Below are 17,958 nucleotides of genomic sequence, written 5' to 3'. Positions count from 1 at the left end.
ATGAAGCTTACATTGACCCGCTGAGGTCGGCGCGGCAGGTTTTCGCTCATGAAACCGCCGCGCTGGATCCTGTGGGCTGCAAGCCCTTTGCTTCTCATTGTTCTGGGCCTGTCCGGCTGTGCCGTTGGCAATGCGACGGGCTGGTCCGTACCGAAGCGCACACTGAGCCAACAGGTCGACCTGATCACACCAAGCACCCGTATCTACCTGCCTGAAAACGCGACAGACGCCGTACCGGCCCTGATCATGTTTCATGGTTGCGGCGGATTGCGGCAATTGCAGGAAGACTATGCCCGGGCCGCCCTGGATGCGGGCTATGCCGTGCTCAAGGTCGGCTCCAACGAAGCGCGCGGGATCGGACGCTTCGGGGCCATGACCCAGGTCTGCACGGCTCAGCGCCTGTGGGGTCAGGAGCGCGCCGCCGATGTGCGCGCCGCGATCGAGCTGGCTGCGGCCGAGCCCGGCATCGATGCAGAACGCCTCGCCCTGATCGGATGGAGCCATGGCGGCTGGGCCGTGCTCGATGCGGTCAGCTTCAACGCCGAAGGTCGCGCCGCGCCTTCATTGACAGGTGTCGAACCCGGCCTTCCGGGCGTCCGGCTGGCCATCGCCTTCTATCCCTATTGCGGCTTTCTCGCCCGTCATGATGCTGGCCCATTGCCCGGGGCAATCCCGGTGCATGCCGTGCTGTCCGGCTCCGACCAGGTGGTGCCGACGCAGGCCTGTGTCGATGTCCTGGCCGACGCCAAGGCAGAGGGTGGTGCGGTGGAATACCAGGTCTGGGGCGGTCTGAGCCACGCCTTCGACGAACCCAATCCGCCGAATGATCCGCGCATCCGTTACGATGCAGAAGCGGCGGCACGGGCCCGGGCCCATGTCACCACTTTGCTCAATCGCTATTTCGAGCCGTCCTAGCCCTGCGGTTCCGCGACGGCGGCCATCTCGCCCAGCTGGGTCGAGGCGATAGCCAGTTTGGACAGGGTCCAGGGACCGGAGCTGTCGAGCTGGCGCTGCACCATATCGACCCGTCCGGCCTCTTCCTCATTGATCATGTTCCAGGCTTCAACGAGCGCATCGGCCCAGTCACGATCCGGGTTCTCGACGCCAGCCGCCAGCGATCCGCCCGCCTGCAGGGCAAAGCGCATCGCGGAGGCCGTACAGGCCTGCTGGCTGGCGTAGAAGTCCTCCATCAGGCGACGTACGGCGAGACGATCCCAGTGCAACTCAGAGACAACTTCCTGACCCTTGCCGCGCAGGCGGTCAAAGCGGAAGCGGGCCCCCATGGCGTGATAGAGGTAAGCCGTCGAAGCGAGCGGCCAGTCGCTGGTCAGAGCCATGTCGATGACATCGGTCGAGGACGTCAGCGGACGTAGTTCCGCCACGGCCTGGGCCAGGTCTTCCGGCGCCCCGGCCTCGACAAATCCGTCACGACGCGCTGCCACACCTTTGCGCTCATGATTGGAAATGATCTCATGCACCATGGAGCGCAATTGCTGCACGCCCGGGCGATAGGCCTCGATCACGCTAGAGATCGGCTCCGGCTTGGTCGGGTTGTGATTGCGGTTGCGGCGCACGATCCAGTAGGTCTGACGGCGCAGGAGACGGATGATTTCTTCATGGAGCTGCATCTGCACCGAGGCCGGCGCGATATTGTCCAGCTTGTTGATACGGTCGGTCAGATCGGCATAGCCGAAAATCTGCCGGCCGGCTTCAAAGGCGCGGGCAATGGACGGAACCGTCGCGGTGGTGGAGTCGATCGCCCGGTGGATGAAGGTCGGCCCGCCCAGATTGATCATCTCATTGGCCAGAACGGTCGAGATAATCTCGCGCTTCAGCCGGTGCCCCTGCATATTGTCTGAGAATTTGTGCAGCGCATTCGGGAAGTAGTTCACCAGCATATCGGTGAAATGCGGATCATCCGGCACATCACAGGCCACGAGCTGATCAAACAAGGTGATCTTGGCATAGGACAGGAGCACCGCGAGTTCGGGCCGGGTCAATCCGGCACCACGCTCCTTGAGCGCCCGTACGGCTTCGCTATTGGGCAGGAATTCGACTTCACGGTCGAGCAGGCCCTGATCTTCGAGCCGGCTCATGAAACGCTCATGAGCATCGAGGTCAGCGACCGCCGTCCGCTCGGCCAGGGTCAGCGCCAGGGTCTGCTCGTAATTATGCTTGAGCACATTGTCGGCGACATTGTCCGTCATCGACTCCAGCAGCGAATCCCGGACATCACGAGCCATTTCACCGCCGCGCACCATCGGGCGCAGCAGGATCTTGATATTGACCTCATGGTCAGAACTGTCGACGCCTGCCGAGTTGTCGACGAAATCCGCATTGGCACGGCCGCCATGCTTGCAGAACTCGATGCGCGCTTCCTGGGTGAAGCCCAGATTGGCGCCCTCCCCGATGACTTTGGCGCCGACCTCGACTGCATTGATACGCAGCGCATCATTGGTCTTGTCACCGACCTCCCAGTGCTGCTCATGGGTAGCTTTGACATAGGTCCCGATACCGCCGAACCAGAGGAGTTCGGAGGGCGATTTGAGCAGCGCCGTGATCAGATCCGTCGGGCTTACCGCCTCCGCCTTGAGACCGGTCAGCGCCTTGATCTCCGGGGTCAGCGTGATCGCCTTGGACGCCCGAGGGAAAATCCCGCCGCCCTTGGAAATCAGCGACTTGTCATAATCCTGCCAGGAGGACCGGCCGAGGTCGAACAAGCGCTTGCGCTCATCCCAGAGCCGTTCCGGGTCGGCCGGATCCGGATCAATGAAGATATCGCGGTGATCAAAGGCGGCGACCAGGCGGATCTGTTTCGACAGCAGCATGCCATTGCCGAACACGTCGCCGGACATGTCACCCACACCGATGACGGTGAAGGGTTCGCTCTGGATATCCTTGCCGAGCTCGCGGAAGTGGCGTTTCACCGACTCCCAAGCGCCGCGGGCCGTGATCCCCATTTTCTTGTGGTCGTAACCGGCCGAACCGCCCGAAGCGAAGGCATCGCCGAGCCAGAAATCGAACTCGTCCTCCGCCAAGCCGTTGGCGGTGTCGGAGAAAGTCGCCGTTCCCTTGTCCGCCGCAACCACGAGATAGGGGTCTTCCGCATCCCAGGCGAGCGTGTCGGCCGGACGAATGACGACGTCATCGACGATATTGTCGGTGAGGTCGAGAAGGCCGCGGATAAAGGTCTTGTAGGCTTCACGACCGGCCTCGAAGACCTCATCGCGCGAACCGCCGCGCGGCAGCATTTTGGGATAGAAACCGCCCTTGGATCCGACCGGGACGATGACGGCATTCTTCACCTGCTGCGCCTTCACCAGGCCAAGCACCTCCGTGCGGAAATCATCGCGCCGGTCCGACCAGCGCAGGCCGCCACGGGCGACCGGGCCGAAGCGGATATGCACGCCTTCCACGTCCGGTGCCCAGACGAAGATCTCGCGATAGGGCTTGGGCAGCGGCAATTCTTCCAGCTCCTCGCTGGCGATCTTGATCGAAATCCGGGATTTCGGCTGACCGTCGGCATCGCGCTGGTAGAAATTGGTGCGCAAAGTGGCTTCGATCAGGTGGAAAATGCGGCGCAAGGCCCGGTCATGATCGAGACTGGGCACCGCATCGAGCGCCTCGCGCAGCCGCTCGCTGGTCGCCTCGATCGCTTGCTCACGAGCACTGTCGTCATCAAAGGCGGTCGGGTCGAACTTGACCCGGGTCAGCTCCAGCAGGCCGCGGGCAATATCCGGATAGGTCGCCAGCGCCTCTTCCTGGATCGCCTGTGACGGATCAAGGCCGGTCTGCTGGCGATAGCGCGCGCAGGTGCGCAGGAACGCCGCCTCGCGGTAATTCACGCCAATCTCGACGATCAGGCGGTTGAACCCGTCATCCTCGGCCCGGCGCTCGGCCATGGCCAGCAGCGCCTCTTCCAGCACGGGACCGATCTCATTCAGGTCGCGGCCACGAATGGCCTCGGACTTCATCTCGAAATCATGCACATAGGCACGGTCATTCGAGGCGCCATCGGCACCGCGCCGGTCTACCGGGAAGCCGGTTTCCTGGACCACAAGGAGACCCAGATTCTCCAATACCGGCATGACGCGCGACAAAGAGACAGGCTTTTCAATGCGGTAGATTTTCAGGCGCAGCTCATGATCGCCATCTTCCGGCTCCCGATAGACGCGCACGGCGACCTGTTGCGGATTATCCAGCGACTCGATCTTGAGCACGTCGGCGAGCGCTTCTTCCGGATCATAAAGCTCGCGATAACCGGCCTTGAAAGCACCATCATAGGCGCGCGCGCGCAGACGTACCTTTTCCGGTGCATTGCGGCGGACGTGGGTCTCGAAATCATCTTCCCAGGTCCGAGCGAGACGCGCGACGCGGCGTTCAAGCTCCTCGGTATCGGGCTCGGGGTGATCAAACGGGTTCAGGCCGATGATGAAGTGGACCCGGGCCAGAGGACTGTCGCCAAATTGCGGATAATAGGCCGACAGACGGCCATCGAAGGCCTCGCGGATCAGCTCGCCGGCCTGTTCACGGACCTTCGAATTATAGCGGTCGCGCGGCACATAAAGCAGAGCGGAGACGAAACGGTCGAACTGGTCGCGGCGGAGGAAGAGCTTGGTGCGCGGCCGGTCGTTCAGGTGCAGCACGCCAAGGCTGACTTCCAGCAGATCATCCTCATCGGTCTGGAACAGCTCGTCGCGCGGATAGTTCTCGACCGTATTGCGCAGCTTCTTGGCATTGTGCGTGCCCGGCGTCTTGCCGGCGCGCTCGAGAACGCGGCGGACCTTGCGGCGGATCAGCGGTACGGCGCTGGCACTCTGGTCGTAGGCTTCGGCGGTGAACAGGCCGACAAAGCGGGCCTCGCCGATGACGGCGCCGTCCTCGCGGTAACGCTTGACGCCGATATAATCCATGTAGACGCGACGGTGGACGCGCGACTTCATATTCGCCTTGGCCACGATTAGCGGTGTCGGTTCGCGCAGGAAGGTTTCGATCGCCGGGGTCAGCACCGCCGGTTCCGAACCCTTGCGCAGGACGTGGCGATCGGGATCGCGCAGCACGCCGCGGCCGGTTTCCTCGCGCACACGCGGGTGCCGGTCCGCCATCGAACCGTCTTCATTGACCTCGAAGTCATAGACCCTACAGCCCAGGAAGGCGAAATGGTCATCGCGGAGCCAGCGCAGGAAATCCAGCGATTCCTGCAATTCTTCGGGAGCCGTGCGAGTGGTGGCGTTTTCCAGATGGGCAATAGCCTCATCCATCTGCGCGCGCATATCGGTCCAGTCCTCCACGGCGACGCGGACATCATCGAGCGTCGCGGAGACGCCTTCGATCAGCGTGCGTTGGGACAGCTCGTCGAGCGGCGGTAAATGGACCTGGATCATGGATTCCGGCAGAATCCGGCCACCCGTCTCGACCCGATCGCCATCACTGCCGCGGCGGCATTGTACGATCGGGTGGAACATGGCGATAATGTCGTGCCCCTGGGCACCGATCTCGGCCATGACACTGTCGACGATGAAGGGCCGGTCCCGGCCGACAATCTCCAGAATGGAGCGCGGCATCTCGGTGCCATCGACCCGGACTGCCGGGCGCATGCGAACAAGGATGTCGTCGCCTGGCCGGCGCACGCCGAATTCCCAGAAGTCGAGCGCAAGCGCTGCAAGGTCTTCTACGGACACGCGCTCGAGGTCTTCTGACAAGGCGTCGTCGAATATCTGGGAAAAGAAGGAGTTCCCGATCTCTCCGCATTCAGCGCCGAAACGCTCTTGCCAGCGCCTGCGCGCCGCCTCCATGAACTCCGCTCGCGAATAAGCGTGCGCAACTCCGACGACCGCCCCCATGGCACCTTTCTCCTAGAGATATTGGATCCTTTGGCGACCCTAGACCTGTTTTCGGCGGGTGCAAGCGCTGTGGACCGCAAATAGTGCAATCCAGCCATGTCTTTGCGCCGCACAAATTTGTGCGTTGCAGCAAAGACTTCGGCAAAAACTAGGGGAATTTGGCGGGGCGGCACCGCCGGGTAGGGACAGGGGAACCCGGCGGCGCCTGCAGACCTCAATCGGCAGGCTGGGGGGACGCACGTTAGAGGCCTGTTCAGGAGACCGAACCCGGACGGCAAGTCTTGGGGGGAGGGGGATCAAGCCGCCCGGGTCCGTATCCTATTAACTTATGTAGAGACTGGTTGGCTGAATCCAAGACCAGGTCGCGATAACACTGGTCATAATCAACCCGGCAATCGCTACAGAGATAAATCGCGCCATTATTCTTTCCTCGCATTAGGCACGCGGCGGGCGCGTCGTCCGTCGCTCCAGCCCATATGGGCATGCGATCACGAGATTACACCCCAAATCCTGTCACAGCTGCGTGATCAGCCCGAAAGGCCTACCCAGAGAGGAACCCGCACGCAGGTCGCGGGCGGGTTCTTCGGTATTGGAATAGAGCCCGCGACGAAAAGAACGCACGCCCATGGATGATGAGCGGGGCTAGTGGTGGCGCGTTGAAGCCGGACCGGAGGCCGGTGTCATGGCGAGCTCGTTGGTAGCGACGCGGGCACGACGCACACCGAGGCGGATGATCTCCATCAGGTATTTCAGATCTTCGGCGTCGAAATCGAGCGCCGTAATCTCGGTATGCGCCTTGTCGAGTGCCTGTTCGGCACGCGCCAGGCGATCGCGGTCCGTGCCCGGTTCTACCCCAACGCGGATCGTTTTCGTGTCTTTTGTATCTGCCATTATCCCAGTCCCATTTGTTTCTTGGCGATTGATGCTTCGGCCTGGATCCAGTCCCGTTTCACCGCATCCCACGGGATGGTCCGGGTGAGCCGGCCGATCAGCTCGAGCGCCACTGCGGTGACGTTCGAGGTGGTTTGAGCCCCCAGCGGTGATGTGCCGACGGCTTCTGGTATGACCGTCAAGCGCTGACCGCGCGCGACGGAGTCGAAGACAGTTGCGAGCACCGAGAACGGTGCGGAAAACCCGACCAGGAAAACCGGGCTGGCCTGTTGGCGCTGTACCAGCGGCTCGAAATCGCGGTCGGAATATGCCGACAGAGCAGACCGAACGAAGACGGGTTCTCGCGCCAGCGGCTTGAGCGCCGGGATCGGTGCTGCCGGAAGCAGGCGGATCGGATTCAGCGAAGCCGGGGCCTGGAACTGGCTGTGCATCACGGTCCAGCCGCGATGCCGCGCAGTCGAGAGCAAGCGCGTGATACGCTCAATAACCCGTTGTTGCGACGGATCAGCCACCCCTCCGCATTCGCATTGGCAGTCGAGCAAGATGAGTGTGGGCCTCATGCCGCGGCCTCCTTTTCACGGCGCAGGCGTTCCAGTGAGCGGTCGAACGGACCGGGTTCGTCCCAGGCACCATCCGGGCGGATCAGCACCATCGGGTCCGTATCGGCCGAAATGGCATTGGCGGGCAGCTCGACGATGCGTTCAATCTCGACATATTCGTAGTCGGAGAAGGCAAAGGCCGGCCGGTCCTTGCGGATACGAAAACCGTGCGTGCGCCAGTATTTGACCCGGTCAAGCTGGGCGTGGCCAAGGACGCGCGTATAGCCTCGGCGGGCCGAGTAGCGCAGGGCTTCCTGCATCAGCACCCGCATCACGCCATGCTTTCGGAAGGGTTCGAGCACAGCGGCGCGCTCGACCTTGGCGAAACCGGCGAACCAGCGCAGGCGCAACACCCCGACCGGCTCGGAGCCTTGCCAGGCGATCAGGTGCGACGCCGCAGCAAAGTCATTGCCATCATACTCTTCGGTATACGGGGCGAGCTGTTCGCCGAGATAGATCACCCCGCGCAGGGTCATGGCCATGACAACCTGGTCCAGGGTTCGGGCGACAGTTACATTTACATCGGGATTTCCGGGCGCAGTCATACACTTGCCTCCTGTTCCGGCGCTTCGGCCTCCGCCGCCATACGCATCGTGCCAAGGCGGCGGGCAATACCCGCGGGAAAGCGGGTCGATCCCCAGAGCGGCGACGTGCCGTCGGGGTTTCCAAGCGGTGTGAAAAGCAGCCGCTTCATCAACGCCTGACCTTGCAGGCTGCGGGCGCGGGCATAGACAGGAACGTCGGAATAGAAATGGAACCAGCCGGCGAGGAGACCCCTCAGGGCTGCGAGCTGAGCCAGCGGTGTCCGGCCGGCCATGCCCCAGGACAAAAGCGCTTCAGCGCGTTCATCGAGGCCGCAAACCCATTCGCGCCGCGCATTGGCAAAGCCGAAACGGCCGTCGAGCAGCGCGTCTCGGCCCGCCGCGCTGAGCGGTATCGAGGCAAGCAAGGCGTCGGGGCGGCCCTTCTTGTAGCGCAGGTGCAGGGAGCGGCCGGTCCAGCTTTGGACCCGGGCAATCGACGCCGCATCGGCGATCTCGCCCTCGATCAATTCATCGGCCAGGGAATGAAAGGGCTCAACCACCTCAGCGTTAACTTTTTCAAATCCGTATTGACCAAGAACCCGGTCCAGTCTTTCGACCGGAAATTGAATAAATCCCGCTGTTTGATTAGAGTGGACTACTGAGTCTTCCATAGGACTACGCTCGTTAGGACATGTCCTATGGTTAACAGCTCGGCGATTGGACGGCCTGAGTGAAGTTGGAATAGTGGATAGTCAGCAAACAACCATCGACCTGAGACGCAATGTCTTCGACTGGGAAGACTTGCAGATCTTTCATGCCGTTGCGACCACCGGCTCGATGAGCGCAGCGGCCAATGTGCTCGGCTGCCAGCAGCCGACAGTATCCAAGCGGATGCGGCAACTGGAAAGCCGCCTCGGGGCACAACTTATTGTGCGTCGCGCGGATGGTGTCAGCCTCACCGAGGCCGGCGAAATCGCCCTTGATTATGCCCGCACCATGCAGCGCTCGGCGCAGCAGCTGGAATCCCGTGTGGCCGGAAGCGACAAGTCGGCGACCGGAGAGGTCCGGCTCCAGGTGTCCGATGGATTGTCGACCTACTGGCTGGCCCGTCACATCCCGCGCTTCATGCGCGTTCACCCCGGTATCGACCTGACCTTAAACGGGCACCCCAATGGCGCACCGTTTGGCCGGGCCCCCGATCTGTCGATTACATTCGTACCTGAGAAGGATATGGATGCGCGCACCGATGCGCTGGGATCGCTTCACTTCATGCCCTTCGCGTCGCGCGAATTTATTAATACATACGGCGCACCGCAGTCCGCGCATGAAGCGCTCAACCTAAGATTTCTCAAGCTGCAGCAGTATGATCGAGACCTTGAGTTGTGGGGCGACCGGGTCGAGGCGGTCGACTCGTACATAAACTATAACTTTCGTACGGACATCAGTTCGGTCTTGTTCGAAACAATGCGGCATGGTGGAGGAATCGCCATGGCGCCTACTTATTTAGCAGCACTTTATCCCGATGAACTCGTGATTCTGGACTATGACTTCAAACAGGATGTCCGGTTCTGGCTGAGATATATGCCGGAGAATCACAGAGTGGGTCGAATTAAGTGTGTGGGTGACTGGATTAGCGAAATCTTTGAACGGAAAAACAATCCTTGGTTCAGAGACGAGTTTTGTCATCCGAGTGAATTCAGCGACATAGAAGTCATAAGACCACAAAAGTGAGGATGACATGAGTGCTAGAGGACCGACCAGTATCGACCAGCATGTGGGCGCTCGTCTGCGTTTGCGTCGCAGCATGCTCGATATGAGCCAGTCAGAGCTGGGCGAGAAGCTGGGCGTCACCTTCCAGCAGGTCCAGAAGTATGAGCGCGGTACCAACCGTATCGGCGCCAGCCGTCTGTTCCATGTCGCCAAGGTGATGGAAGTTCCGGTCGCCTACTTCTTCGAAGGCCTCGACGAGAGTGGCGATTCCGAGCTCAAGGGCTCTGAGAGCGATACACTCTATGATTTTATCGCCAGCCCGGACGGTCTCGCCCTGGCCTCGGCGTTTTCCGGCATCAAGGACCAGACGGTCCGCCGCCGGGTGATCGACCTGCTGCGCTCGCTGTCCGAATAGCATCGGGTTTCACGATCAGGAAACAGGCCGCGGAGCATCTCGCTCCGCGGCTTTTTCTTGGCCACAGCACAAGGCCGCCTCACGAAATCACCCCAATCGCGTCCTCGTGGCGCCCCACTCGGTCGCCAGGCTGGAAAGATAGAGAGAAAGGAGACCTGCCATGAGACGTGCCAAGCGTGACGCCCGGACCCCGCAACCGCTCTACGCCCTTGTGGGCCTGGTGCATCCGCATTTCCAGCTGCGTGAAATGGATAAGCAGGCCAAGCGCAAGCGACCGGCCCAGAGCCTGGATCGCACACCGCTCTAGGACAACCACGCGCGTCGGCGCGAAAGCGTCTGACTGTTACTCAACATTCTGTCTGGGAAGAGAATGGAGCGGGCGATGAGATTCGAACTCACGACATTCACCTTGGCAAGGTGACGCTCTACCCCTGAGCTACGCCCGCTCATGCTCGCGAGCCGGGGCCCGCTGGGGAGCGGGGTATATCGCGCAAAGCCGGTGAGATTGCAAGAGCCTCGGTGAGTCCTTTTTGCACATGGCTTGATCCGCGCCCGCAAGCAGGCTTGAAAAGCACACATGCCTATTACCCGCGCCGATCTTTTCAGCTTCTTCGACCGTCACGGCATCGACCATGTGACAACGGAGCACCGTCCCATCTTCACCGTGGAGGAGGGCCGCGACATCAAGGCGGCGCTGCCAGGCGGACATTCCAAGAACCTGTTCCTTAAAGACAAGAAGGACCGGCTTGTGCTGATATCCGCTCTCGGTGAAAGCGAGATCCGGATCAATCAGCTGCACAAGCATTTCGATTGCCAGCGCCTCTCCTTTGGTCGCGAGGAATTGCTTTACGAGACGCTGGGCGTGCAGCCCGGCTCGGTCACTGCCTTTGCCCTGCTCAATGATACCGAGCAGCGCGTGCGTTTCATTGTCGATGAGGCGCTGATGCAGCATGATCCGGTCAATTTCCATCCGCTGGAAAACACCGCGACCACCGCGATCAAGCCGCAGGACCTGCTCAAATTCGCGCGCCTGACCGGCCATGAACCGGCCGTGTTCGACTTCAGCGCTCTGCTATAGAACGCTTCGCCGCCTTGCACCGCGGGGTCAGAAAGGCCACTTAGAGGGCCAAGGGACTTCAATGAGGATCGCGTTATGACGCTGACGGACGGCACGGCCGACAATATGAACAACGAACTGGTCAAGGACTCCACCGATCAGGCCTTCATGCAGGATGTTGTCGAACCGTCCAAGGACGTCCCGGTCCTGGTCGATTTCTGGGCGCCCTGGTGTGGCCCCTGCCGCCAGCTCGGACCGGCTATTGAAGCGGCCGTCCGCGAAGCGGAAGGCGCGGTGCGACTGGTCAAGATCAATATCGATGAAAACCCCGGCATCGCCCAGCAATTGCGCGTGCAGTCGATCCCGGCGGTATTCGCCTTCAAGAACGGTCAGCCGGTCGATGGCTTCATGGGCGCCCTGCCCGACAGCCAGATCAAGGATTTCATCCGCCGCGTCTCCGGTGAAGGCCCCAGCGAGGCAGAGATCCAGGCCATGGTCGAGGCTGGTCTTAAAACGCTTGAAGCCGGTGACCTGCAAGGGGCCGCCCAGGCCTTCTCCGGTGTATTGCAGACCGATCCGCAGCATGTTGCAGCGCTGGCCGGCATGGCCCGCGTCTTCATCAAGGCCGGACAGCCGGACAAGGCTGAACAGATCCTCGCCCAGATCCCCGAAGACAAGCAGTCCGACCCGGCCGTCGCCGGCGTGCGCTCGGCGCTGGAACTGGCCGGTGGCGATCCGGCCGATGATGATGAAACCGCGGCGCTCAAGGCCAAGGTCGCCGCAAACGGTACCGATCTGGACGCCCGTTTCGAGCTTGCCGAGGCCCTGCTGGCCGCAGATGACCAGCAAGGTGCCGTAGACCAGTTGCTTGCGATCACCGCGCTTGACCGCGAATGGAATGAGCAGGCCGCACGCACCTTGTTGCTGAAAGTCTTCGAAGCGGCGGGTCCGATGAGCGAAATCACCCGCGAGGGCCGCCGCCGCCTGTCTTCCATTCTCTTCGCCTGACCGGGATCAAAATCATGAGCGACACCAACACCACGCCGGAACAGAAAGTGGATCCCAAACTGCTTGAGATCCTCGTCTGTCCGGTGACCCGCACCACGCTGGAATTCGATGCCGATGCCCAGGAACTGGTCTCAAAGGCCGCCGGCCTCGCCTACCCGATCCGTGACGGCATTCCGATCATGCTGCCGGAAGAGGCGCGTCAGCTGGAGGACAGCTGATGAGCCGTCCCTGGCCGCAATCCCTAAATTTCTCACGTGCGGACAAGACACTGAATGTCCGTTTTGATGACGGGGCGGAGTTTGCCATCCCGTTCGAGACGCTGCGGGTGGAAAGCCCGTCAGCCGAGGTCCAGGGCCATAGCCCGGATCAGAAAGTGACCGTCACCGGCAAGGAAAACGTGCTCGTCACGGCAGCCGAACCGGTGGGCCGCTATGCGGTTCGCCTGGTCTTTGATGACGGCCATGACAGCGGCCTGTTCACCTGGGACTATCTTTACGCCCTGGGCCAGGCAGCCTGACATTGGGCCCGGCACGGGCCTCAAGGGGGAAATATGCGTTCAATCCTGCTCACACTTGCCGCCGCCTTGCTCACCAGCGCAGCGGTACAGGCGCAAGGCTTCGACACCTTCTCAACCGGTCCGCTGATCGAGGGTTTTGGCCCGCATGCCCCAATTGAAAACGAAATGCCCATCCCCGAGGGCATGGTGTTCCGGCACAGCTATGACATTGCCGATGAGGGCGAGGCCGGCAGCCTCAACCGTCGCCTGGTGACTGCGGCCCGCTTCCTGAACATGCATGCGGCGGCAGGGGTCCCCGCCGAGAACATGCGGCTCGCGCTCGTCATCCATGGTGGTGCTATACACGACGTGGCCGACACCGCGACCTATGGCGCACGGCATGACGGGGCAGAGAACGCCAATGCAGCCCTGATCGCAGCACTCATCGAGAATGGCGTGGAGATCTATGTCTGTGGTCAAAGTGCCGTCTATTACGGCGTCGACAATGATGAATTACTGCCCGGCGTGACCATGGCACTGTCTGCCATGACGGCGCACGCCATCCTGCAGCAGGACGGCTATACCCTGAACCCGTTCTAGCCTCAGGCAGCGCTGAGCTTCTCGCCCTTGAGCAGTTTCGGCGGATCCCCGGTCTCACCACCCGCCTGTCGCATGAAGAAGCGGCGAGCTGGCGGGATCTTGTTGACGATCGACAGGCCCAGGCCGCGGACCGATCGGATCGGATCGATGTCGTTGGAAAACAGCCGGTTGAACAGATCCGTACCGACCGCCAGCGTGGCGCTGTCGAACTTGCGCCAGTCCTCATAGCGTTTCAGCGTCGTCAACGCGCCGATATCGTGTCCGGTGCGCTTGGCTTCGCCACAGACCTCGGCAAGCGCCGCGGCATCGCGGATGCCCAGGTTGAAGCCCTGGCCGGCAATCGGGTGAATTCCGCGCGCAGCATCGCCCACAAAAGCCAGACGCTCCGCGCAGAAGCGCTCGGCATAACGCAGACCCAGCGGATAGGCGAAACGCGGGCCGACCGGCTCGACCTTGCCGAGGAAATCACCGAAGCGATTATCAAGCTCGTGCTGGAAAACCTCGTCGCTGGCCGCCATCAGCGCATCCGCAACCCTGTCCCGCTCGGTCCAGACCAGGGAGGCCCGGTTGTCAGGAAGTGGCAGGATAGCAAAAGGCCCGCCCGGCAGGAAATATTCATAGGCCACGCCCTGGCTGGGCTGTTCATGGCGCACCGTGGCGACAACACCCTTCTGGCCGTAATTCCAGCCTGAGGATCGAACACCGGCCTGGGCCCGTGTGCGCGAGAACTTGCCGTCACAGGCAATGATCAGCTTACCGCAAAGCGTATCGCCGCTCTCCAGCGTCACCTCGCCATGATCGGGGAAAATCTCGTATCCGGCCGCCTTGGCCGGGGCGATGGCCATAATCCGGTCACGCTCTTTGAGCACCTTCACCAGTGCGTGTCGCGTGTGGCGGTTCTCAGCCATCCAACCGAGCGGCTCGCCATCGGGGCCGTCACTGATTTCCTGGCGGTCAAAATGCAGGGTGTGGGGGCCGGGACCGCCGGGGCGAGATCCGCCATAGGGCCGGCCATCACAGACCAGAATGTGTTCAATACGTTCCGTGTGGGGGCGGAGATGGTCAGCAACGCCAAGCGCCTCGAACATGCGCCAGGACGTATAGGCAAGAGCCGAAGCCCGGCCGTCATATTCCGGCGCCAACCGGTCTTCCAGCGGCAAGGTGTCGACGACGGCGACCGTCAGACCCGCCTGTTCCAGCCCCAGCGCCAGGGTCAGCCCGGCCAGCCCGCCACCGATAATGACCGCATCGCCATCGAAAAGTGTCTTGTCTGTCATGGCGCGGAGATTAGTCGCTTTCAGCCCCAAGAAAAGCGGTCATGGCGTCGCGGCCTGCTTTATCTTCTGTTAACCCCTTTTGAACCCACAGCAGGGTAAATCCCGAGCTATGTCGAAGTCTGTTTCCAACTCGTCCGTACCGGCCAGCCCGCCCGCCTGGCGTCTGCGTGCCCGCGATATGATCGCTGGATTTGTCATGCTCGCCACCGGCACCTGCCTGCTGATCGCGCTGCTGACGCATAATGCGCTCGATCCGAGCTGGAATGTGGCCTCGGAAGGTGAGGTACGGAACTGGCTTGGCATCCATGGTGCCGGCGTGTCCGATATCGCCCTGCAAACCCTGGGCTGGGCCGCCGCCGGTCCGGCGATCGCGTGGATCGTCTGGGGTATCATCCTGATCTGGCGCATGCCGCGGCCGCGCTCGGGCTCGATCGCCCCGCTACGCTGGCTCTTCGGCCTGCTCGGTACGCTCGGCTTTGCCATTGCGGTTTCCGCCCTGCCGGTGCCCGCAAGCTGGACCTTTGCAGCCGGGCTTGGTGGTGCCGCCGGTGACATCCTGCTCGGCTGGATTGCCAGCGGACCGCAGGCACTTGACCTGCCCGCCGCCAACCTGATCGCCGCCGTCTTCGGCTTGATCCTGCTCGGTGTCAGCATCTTCTTCACCTTCGGACTGCGCTCGAGCGATGTCACCTCCGCTGCCGATGTCGCCGGTCTCGCCTGGGCGACGGTGCGGGTCTGGGGCGATCGCGTCCGCGGACTGGCACCTGCCGCGGCCGGCATGTTTTCCGGCGACCGCGACCCCGTCGAGCGCCGGGACCCGGTCAGCGGTGACAGCGCGCGCGAGGACGCGCCACTGCGCAAGGCCATGCGGGCCGCCGATGAAAATGATTTCGATCCGATCGAGGACGAGCCGCTCGACAGCCCCGCGACGCCGGCCTCAAACGTCAAGGTCAAGGCCACCAAGAAGGCCAAACCGTCCGGCCGCGACGCCCGCGAAGCCCAGGGTGCCTTGCCCTTCGCCAAGTCCAAGGGCTTCAAACTTCCCCGCCTCGACCTGCTGACCAAGCCGGCAGTGCGCAATGATGCTGTTGATGAGGCGGCTCTGCGCCAGAATGCCGAACTGCTCCAGGGTGTGCTGTCCGATTTCGGGGTCAAGGGCGAGATCGTCCAGGTGCGCCCGGGCCCGGTGGTGACATTGTATGAATTCGAGCCGGCGCCGGGCGTGAAATCCTCCCGCGTAATCAATCTGGCCGATGATATTGCCCGCTCCATGTCGACCACGGCCGCCCGTGTCGCCGTCGTCCCCGGCCGCAATGCGATCGGCATCGAACTGCCCAACGCCCAGCGCGAAACCGTCTTCCTGCGCGCCCTGCTCAACGCCAAGGCCTTCGAGGACCACAAGGCGGAACTGCCCCTCGCCCTCGGCGAAACAATCGGCGGTGAGCCTTTTGTGGCCGACCTCGCGCGCATGCCGCACCTCTTGATCGCGGGGACCACCGGTTCGGGCAAGTCCGTCGGCATCAACGCCATGATCTTGTCGCTGCTCTACCGGCTGCCGCCGGAAGAGTGCCGCATGATCATGATCGACCCGAAAATGCTCGAACTTTCGGTCTATGACGGCATTCCCCACCTCCTGACACCTGTTGTCACCGAGCCGAAAAAGGCTGTGGTGGCGCTGAAGTGGGCCGTACGGGAGATGGAAAGCCGCTATCTGCGCATGTCCAAGATCGGGGTGCGCAATGTCTCCGGTTTCAATGAACGCGTGACCGAAGCCCAGGCCAAGGGCGAGACGCTCTCGCGCACGGTCCAGACCGGTTATGACAAGGAAACCGGCGAGCCAGTCTTCGAAACCGAGACCATCGAAGCCGAGAAAATGCCGTATATCGTCGTTGTCATCGACGAGATGGCCGATCTGATGCTGGTCGCCGGCAAGGAGATCGAGGCCGCCGTGCAGCGCCTGGCGCAAATGGCCCGCGCCGCCGGTATTCACCTCGTCACCGCCACCCAGCGCCCTTCGGTCGACGTCATCACCGGCACGATCAAGGCCAATTTCCCCACCCGCATCTCCTATTCGGTCACCTCGAAGATCGACAGCCGCACCATTCTCGGCGAGCAGGGCGCGGAACAGCTGCTCGGCATGGGTGATCTGCTCTACATGGCCTCTGGCGGCCGCCTGCGCCGCCTGCACGGGCCCTTCGTCTCTGACCGCGAGGTCGAGGACGTCGCCAGCTTCCTGAAGAAGCAGGGTGCTCCGGAATATCTCGAGGCCGTCACCGCCGGCGGCGAGGACGACCAGGATGGTATTCCGGGCATGGAAGAGGAAGGCTCCGGCGACGCCCTGTTTGACCAGGCCGTGGCCCTGGTTGCGCGCGACCGCAAGGCCTCGACCAGCTATATCCAGCGCCGCCTCTCGATCGGCTATAACCGCGCCGCAACGCTGATTGAGCGCCTGGAGGAAGAGGGCATGATCGGCCCGGCCGACCATGCTGGCCGCCGCGAGATCTTCCTGCCGGAACCGGGCGAGTGATTTCCTGACCCGGCCATGAACACACAGGTCTTGCTCCCGCCGCAATAGCAGGTCAGCTTGGCGGACATGTTTACGACCTTGCTTTCCGCCCTGTTGATCCAGGTCTCCGAACCGGGACCGGCAACCCTTCATGATCCGGCCCCTGTGCCGGTGCTTGCGGCCGCTCTGGTGCAGGAGACTACGACCCCTGTGGCAAACCAGCCGGACGAGACTGGTATCGAGCCCGCTGCTGCGACGCTGGCGCCGGAGGCTGTGTTTAACGAGCAGGCGGCGATTGCGGGGATCAATGCCTATCTCAATTCGATGCAGACGCTGCGCGCGCGCTTCCTTCAGATCTCCCCGAGCGGTGCGGGGTTTGAGGGCCTGTTGTCGATCTCTCGCCCGGGCCGTTTGCGGTTTGAATATGATGATCCCAGCCCGATCACGGTGATTGCCGACGGCACCACGGTGGCGATGGAGGACAGCAAGCTGGAAACGGTCGATCGCGCTCCGCTGCGCTCAACCCCGCTCTGGTGGCTGCTGAAGGACGAGATCGATATCGCCGCCGATGCGGAAATTACTCAGATCGTGCGCGAATTTGGGCTGATCTATCTCACGGTACGCGACCCGAATGGCGAAATGGACGGTCAGATCCAGTTCGTTTTCGAGGAGCCGAGCTATGAGTTGCGCGAATGGTTCGTCACGGATGCCCTGGGCGAGATGACGCGAATCATTCTGCAGGATCACGAGACGGATGTGCGACTTAGCCCGCGCCTGTTCATTATTCCGGACCCCGAGGATGAGCGCGATTCGCGCCGCGGCCGCCGCTAATTTTGATGCAAAATTGACACAGGCAATTTCTTTCGGATTTTTTATTTGCAGAAATAAATCTGCTGTGGCGTTATTGTAACGCTGACTGATGGGCGAAATGGATCGGCGTCGTCCCCCCGCTTGCGGATCCGACCCAGAAGTCGCGCCGGATTGATCCCCTCCCGGCGCTGCGCTGGAAAACTGGTGCATGGCATTGCGCCC

The 17,958-nt window shown here is 62.1% G+C and carries 17 protein-coding genes and 1 tRNA gene; 11 read left to right on the top strand and 7 right to left on the bottom strand.

The genetic code is table 11. The features are described 5' to 3' along the window. Positions 1-48 precede the first annotated feature (48 nt). On the top strand, positions 49-915 hold the full coding sequence (locus Q1V51_RS00345) for a dienelactone hydrolase family protein (protein WP_300551617.1): 867 nt from the start codon (positions 49-51) through the stop codon (positions 913-915). On the opposite strand, the gene Q1V51_RS00340 is transcribed toward Q1V51_RS00345, so the two are convergent. The 5 genes from Q1V51_RS00340 to Q1V51_RS00320 form a co-directional block, all read right to left on the bottom strand. Then, positions 912-5,843 (bottom strand): NAD-glutamate dehydrogenase, encoded by a 4,932-nt coding sequence (locus Q1V51_RS00340; protein ID WP_300551616.1) that lies wholly within the window; start codon positions 5,841-5,843, stop codon positions 912-914. The genes Q1V51_RS00345 and Q1V51_RS00340 overlap by 4 nt on opposite strands. Before the next feature lie 642 nt (positions 5,844-6,485). Beyond that, entirely contained in the window at positions 6,486-6,734 is a 249-nt protein-coding gene (locus Q1V51_RS00335; protein WP_300551614.1) for a hypothetical protein, read from the bottom strand. Then, on the bottom strand, positions 6,734-7,294 hold the full coding sequence (locus Q1V51_RS00330) for an isochorismatase family protein (RefSeq protein ID WP_300551613.1): 561 nt from the start codon (positions 7,292-7,294) through the stop codon (positions 6,734-6,736). Before Q1V51_RS00330 ends, Q1V51_RS00335 begins: the two co-directional genes overlap by 1 nt. Beyond that, the gene (locus tag Q1V51_RS00325; RefSeq protein WP_300551611.1) at positions 7,291-7,878 is read right to left on the bottom strand and encodes a GNAT family N-acetyltransferase; all 588 of its coding nucleotides are present in this window, start codon (positions 7,876-7,878) and stop codon (positions 7,291-7,293) included. Before Q1V51_RS00325 ends, Q1V51_RS00330 begins: the two co-directional genes overlap by 4 nt. After that, positions 7,875-8,417: a hypothetical protein gene (locus Q1V51_RS00320; protein WP_300551609.1), complete on the bottom strand. Its 543-nt coding sequence runs from the start codon at positions 8,415-8,417 to the stop codon at positions 7,875-7,877. The genes Q1V51_RS00325 and Q1V51_RS00320 overlap by 4 nt, the downstream gene beginning before the upstream one ends. 157 nt (positions 8,418-8,574) lie before the next feature. On the opposite strand from Q1V51_RS00320, the gene Q1V51_RS00315 reads away from it, so the two are divergent. The 3 genes from Q1V51_RS00315 to Q1V51_RS00305 all read left to right on the top strand — a co-directional run bounded on the left by Q1V51_RS00315 (position 8,575) and on the right by Q1V51_RS00305 (position 10,289). Then, entirely contained in the window at positions 8,575-9,588 is a 1,014-nt protein-coding gene (locus Q1V51_RS00315) for a LysR family transcriptional regulator (RefSeq protein ID WP_300551607.1), read from the top strand. A gap of 7 nt (positions 9,589-9,595) precedes the next feature. Then, positions 9,596-9,982: a helix-turn-helix transcriptional regulator gene (locus Q1V51_RS00310; RefSeq protein WP_300530161.1), complete on the top strand. Its 387-nt coding sequence runs from the start codon at positions 9,596-9,598 to the stop codon at positions 9,980-9,982. Between the two features lie 160 nt (positions 9,983-10,142). Next, positions 10,143-10,289, top strand: a complete 147-nt coding sequence (locus tag Q1V51_RS00305) for a hypothetical protein (RefSeq protein ID WP_300551606.1) — start codon at positions 10,143-10,145, stop codon at positions 10,287-10,289. Between the two features lie 64 nt (positions 10,290-10,353). On the opposite strand, the gene Q1V51_RS00300 is transcribed toward Q1V51_RS00305, so the two are convergent. Then, positions 10,354-10,428 (bottom strand) — tRNA-Gly (locus tag Q1V51_RS00300). A gap of 131 nt (positions 10,429-10,559) precedes the next feature. On the opposite strand from Q1V51_RS00300, the gene Q1V51_RS00295 reads away from it, so the two are divergent. The 5 genes from Q1V51_RS00295 to Q1V51_RS00275 all read left to right on the top strand — a co-directional run bounded on the left by Q1V51_RS00295 (position 10,560) and on the right by Q1V51_RS00275 (position 13,143). Then, on the top strand, positions 10,560-11,060 hold the full coding sequence (locus Q1V51_RS00295; protein WP_300551605.1) for a YbaK/EbsC family protein: 501 nt from the start codon (positions 10,560-10,562) through the stop codon (positions 11,058-11,060). 75 nt (positions 11,061-11,135) lie between these two features. Further along, positions 11,136-12,047, top strand: coding sequence for a thioredoxin (trxA, locus tag Q1V51_RS00290; protein ID WP_300551603.1), 912 nt, complete (start codon positions 11,136-11,138; stop codon positions 12,045-12,047). Between the two features lie 14 nt (positions 12,048-12,061). Then, on the top strand, positions 12,062-12,265 hold the full coding sequence (locus Q1V51_RS00285) for a Trm112 family protein (protein ID WP_366522675.1): 204 nt from the start codon (positions 12,062-12,064) through the stop codon (positions 12,263-12,265). Beyond that, positions 12,265-12,564, top strand: a complete 300-nt coding sequence (locus tag Q1V51_RS00280; RefSeq protein ID WP_300551601.1) for a DUF971 domain-containing protein — start codon at positions 12,265-12,267, stop codon at positions 12,562-12,564. The genes Q1V51_RS00285 and Q1V51_RS00280 overlap by 1 nt, the downstream gene beginning before the upstream one ends. A 33-nt stretch (positions 12,565-12,597) precedes the next feature. Beyond that, positions 12,598-13,143, top strand: a complete 546-nt coding sequence (locus tag Q1V51_RS00275; protein WP_300551600.1) for a DsrE family protein — start codon at positions 12,598-12,600, stop codon at positions 13,141-13,143. A gap of 2 nt (positions 13,144-13,145) precedes the next feature. Here the strand turns inward: Q1V51_RS00275 and Q1V51_RS00270 are convergent, their stop codons facing one another. Next, positions 13,146-14,420: a UbiH/UbiF/VisC/COQ6 family ubiquinone biosynthesis hydroxylase gene (locus Q1V51_RS00270; protein WP_300551598.1), complete on the bottom strand. Its 1,275-nt coding sequence runs from the start codon at positions 14,418-14,420 to the stop codon at positions 13,146-13,148. Between the two features lie 109 nt (positions 14,421-14,529). Here Q1V51_RS00270 and Q1V51_RS00265 point away from each other — a divergent pair, with 109 nt between their 5' ends. Together Q1V51_RS00265 and Q1V51_RS00260 are read left to right on the top strand one after the other, a co-directional pair. After that, positions 14,530-16,947 (top strand): DNA translocase FtsK 4TM domain-containing protein, encoded by a 2,418-nt coding sequence (locus Q1V51_RS00265; protein ID WP_300551596.1) that lies wholly within the window; start codon positions 14,530-14,532, stop codon positions 16,945-16,947. Between the two features lie 66 nt (positions 16,948-17,013). Further along, positions 17,014-17,757: an outer membrane lipoprotein carrier protein LolA gene (locus Q1V51_RS00260; protein WP_300551801.1), complete on the top strand. Its 744-nt coding sequence runs from the start codon at positions 17,014-17,016 to the stop codon at positions 17,755-17,757. Positions 17,758-17,958 lie beyond the last annotated feature (201 nt).

This window comes from Maricaulis sp. (genome assembly GCF_030149235.1).
Classification (GTDB): Bacteria; Pseudomonadota; Alphaproteobacteria; order Caulobacterales; family Maricaulaceae; genus Maricaulis.
This window is presented reverse-complemented; position numbering and strand designations above follow the sequence as displayed.

Coding starts and splice junctions, on each gene's coding strand:
- Q1V51_RS00345 (WP_300551617.1), top strand. CDS start 49: ATGAAACCGCCGCGCTGGATCCTGTGGGCTGCAAGCCCTTTGCTTCTC.
- Q1V51_RS00340 (WP_300551616.1), bottom strand. CDS start 5,843: ATGGGGGCGGTCGTCGGAGTTGCGCACGCTTATTCGCGAGCGGAGTTC.
- Q1V51_RS00335 (WP_300551614.1), bottom strand. CDS start 6,734: ATGGCAGATACAAAAGACACGAAAACGATCCGCGTTGGGGTAGAACCG.
- Q1V51_RS00330 (WP_300551613.1), bottom strand. CDS start 7,294: ATGAGGCCCACACTCATCTTGCTCGACTGCCAATGCGAATGCGGAGGG.
- Q1V51_RS00325 (WP_300551611.1), bottom strand. CDS start 7,878: ATGACTGCGCCCGGAAATCCCGATGTAAATGTAACTGTCGCCCGAACC.
- Q1V51_RS00310 (WP_300530161.1), top strand. CDS start 9,596: ATGAGTGCTAGAGGACCGACCAGTATCGACCAGCATGTGGGCGCTCGT.
- Q1V51_RS00305 (WP_300551606.1), top strand. CDS start 10,143: ATGAGACGTGCCAAGCGTGACGCCCGGACCCCGCAACCGCTCTACGCC.
- Q1V51_RS00295 (WP_300551605.1), top strand. CDS start 10,560: ATGCCTATTACCCGCGCCGATCTTTTCAGCTTCTTCGACCGTCACGGC.
- trxA (WP_300551603.1), top strand. CDS start 11,136: ATGACGCTGACGGACGGCACGGCCGACAATATGAACAACGAACTGGTC.
- Q1V51_RS00285 (WP_366522675.1), top strand. CDS start 12,062: ATGAGCGACACCAACACCACGCCGGAACAGAAAGTGGATCCCAAACTG.
- Q1V51_RS00280 (WP_300551601.1), top strand. CDS start 12,265: ATGAGCCGTCCCTGGCCGCAATCCCTAAATTTCTCACGTGCGGACAAG.
- Q1V51_RS00275 (WP_300551600.1), top strand. CDS start 12,598: ATGCGTTCAATCCTGCTCACACTTGCCGCCGCCTTGCTCACCAGCGCA.
- Q1V51_RS00270 (WP_300551598.1), bottom strand. CDS start 14,420: ATGACAGACAAGACACTTTTCGATGGCGATGCGGTCATTATCGGTGGC.
- Q1V51_RS00265 (WP_300551596.1), top strand. CDS start 14,530: ATGTCGAAGTCTGTTTCCAACTCGTCCGTACCGGCCAGCCCGCCCGCC.
- Q1V51_RS00260 (WP_300551801.1), top strand. CDS start 17,014: ATGTTTACGACCTTGCTTTCCGCCCTGTTGATCCAGGTCTCCGAACCG.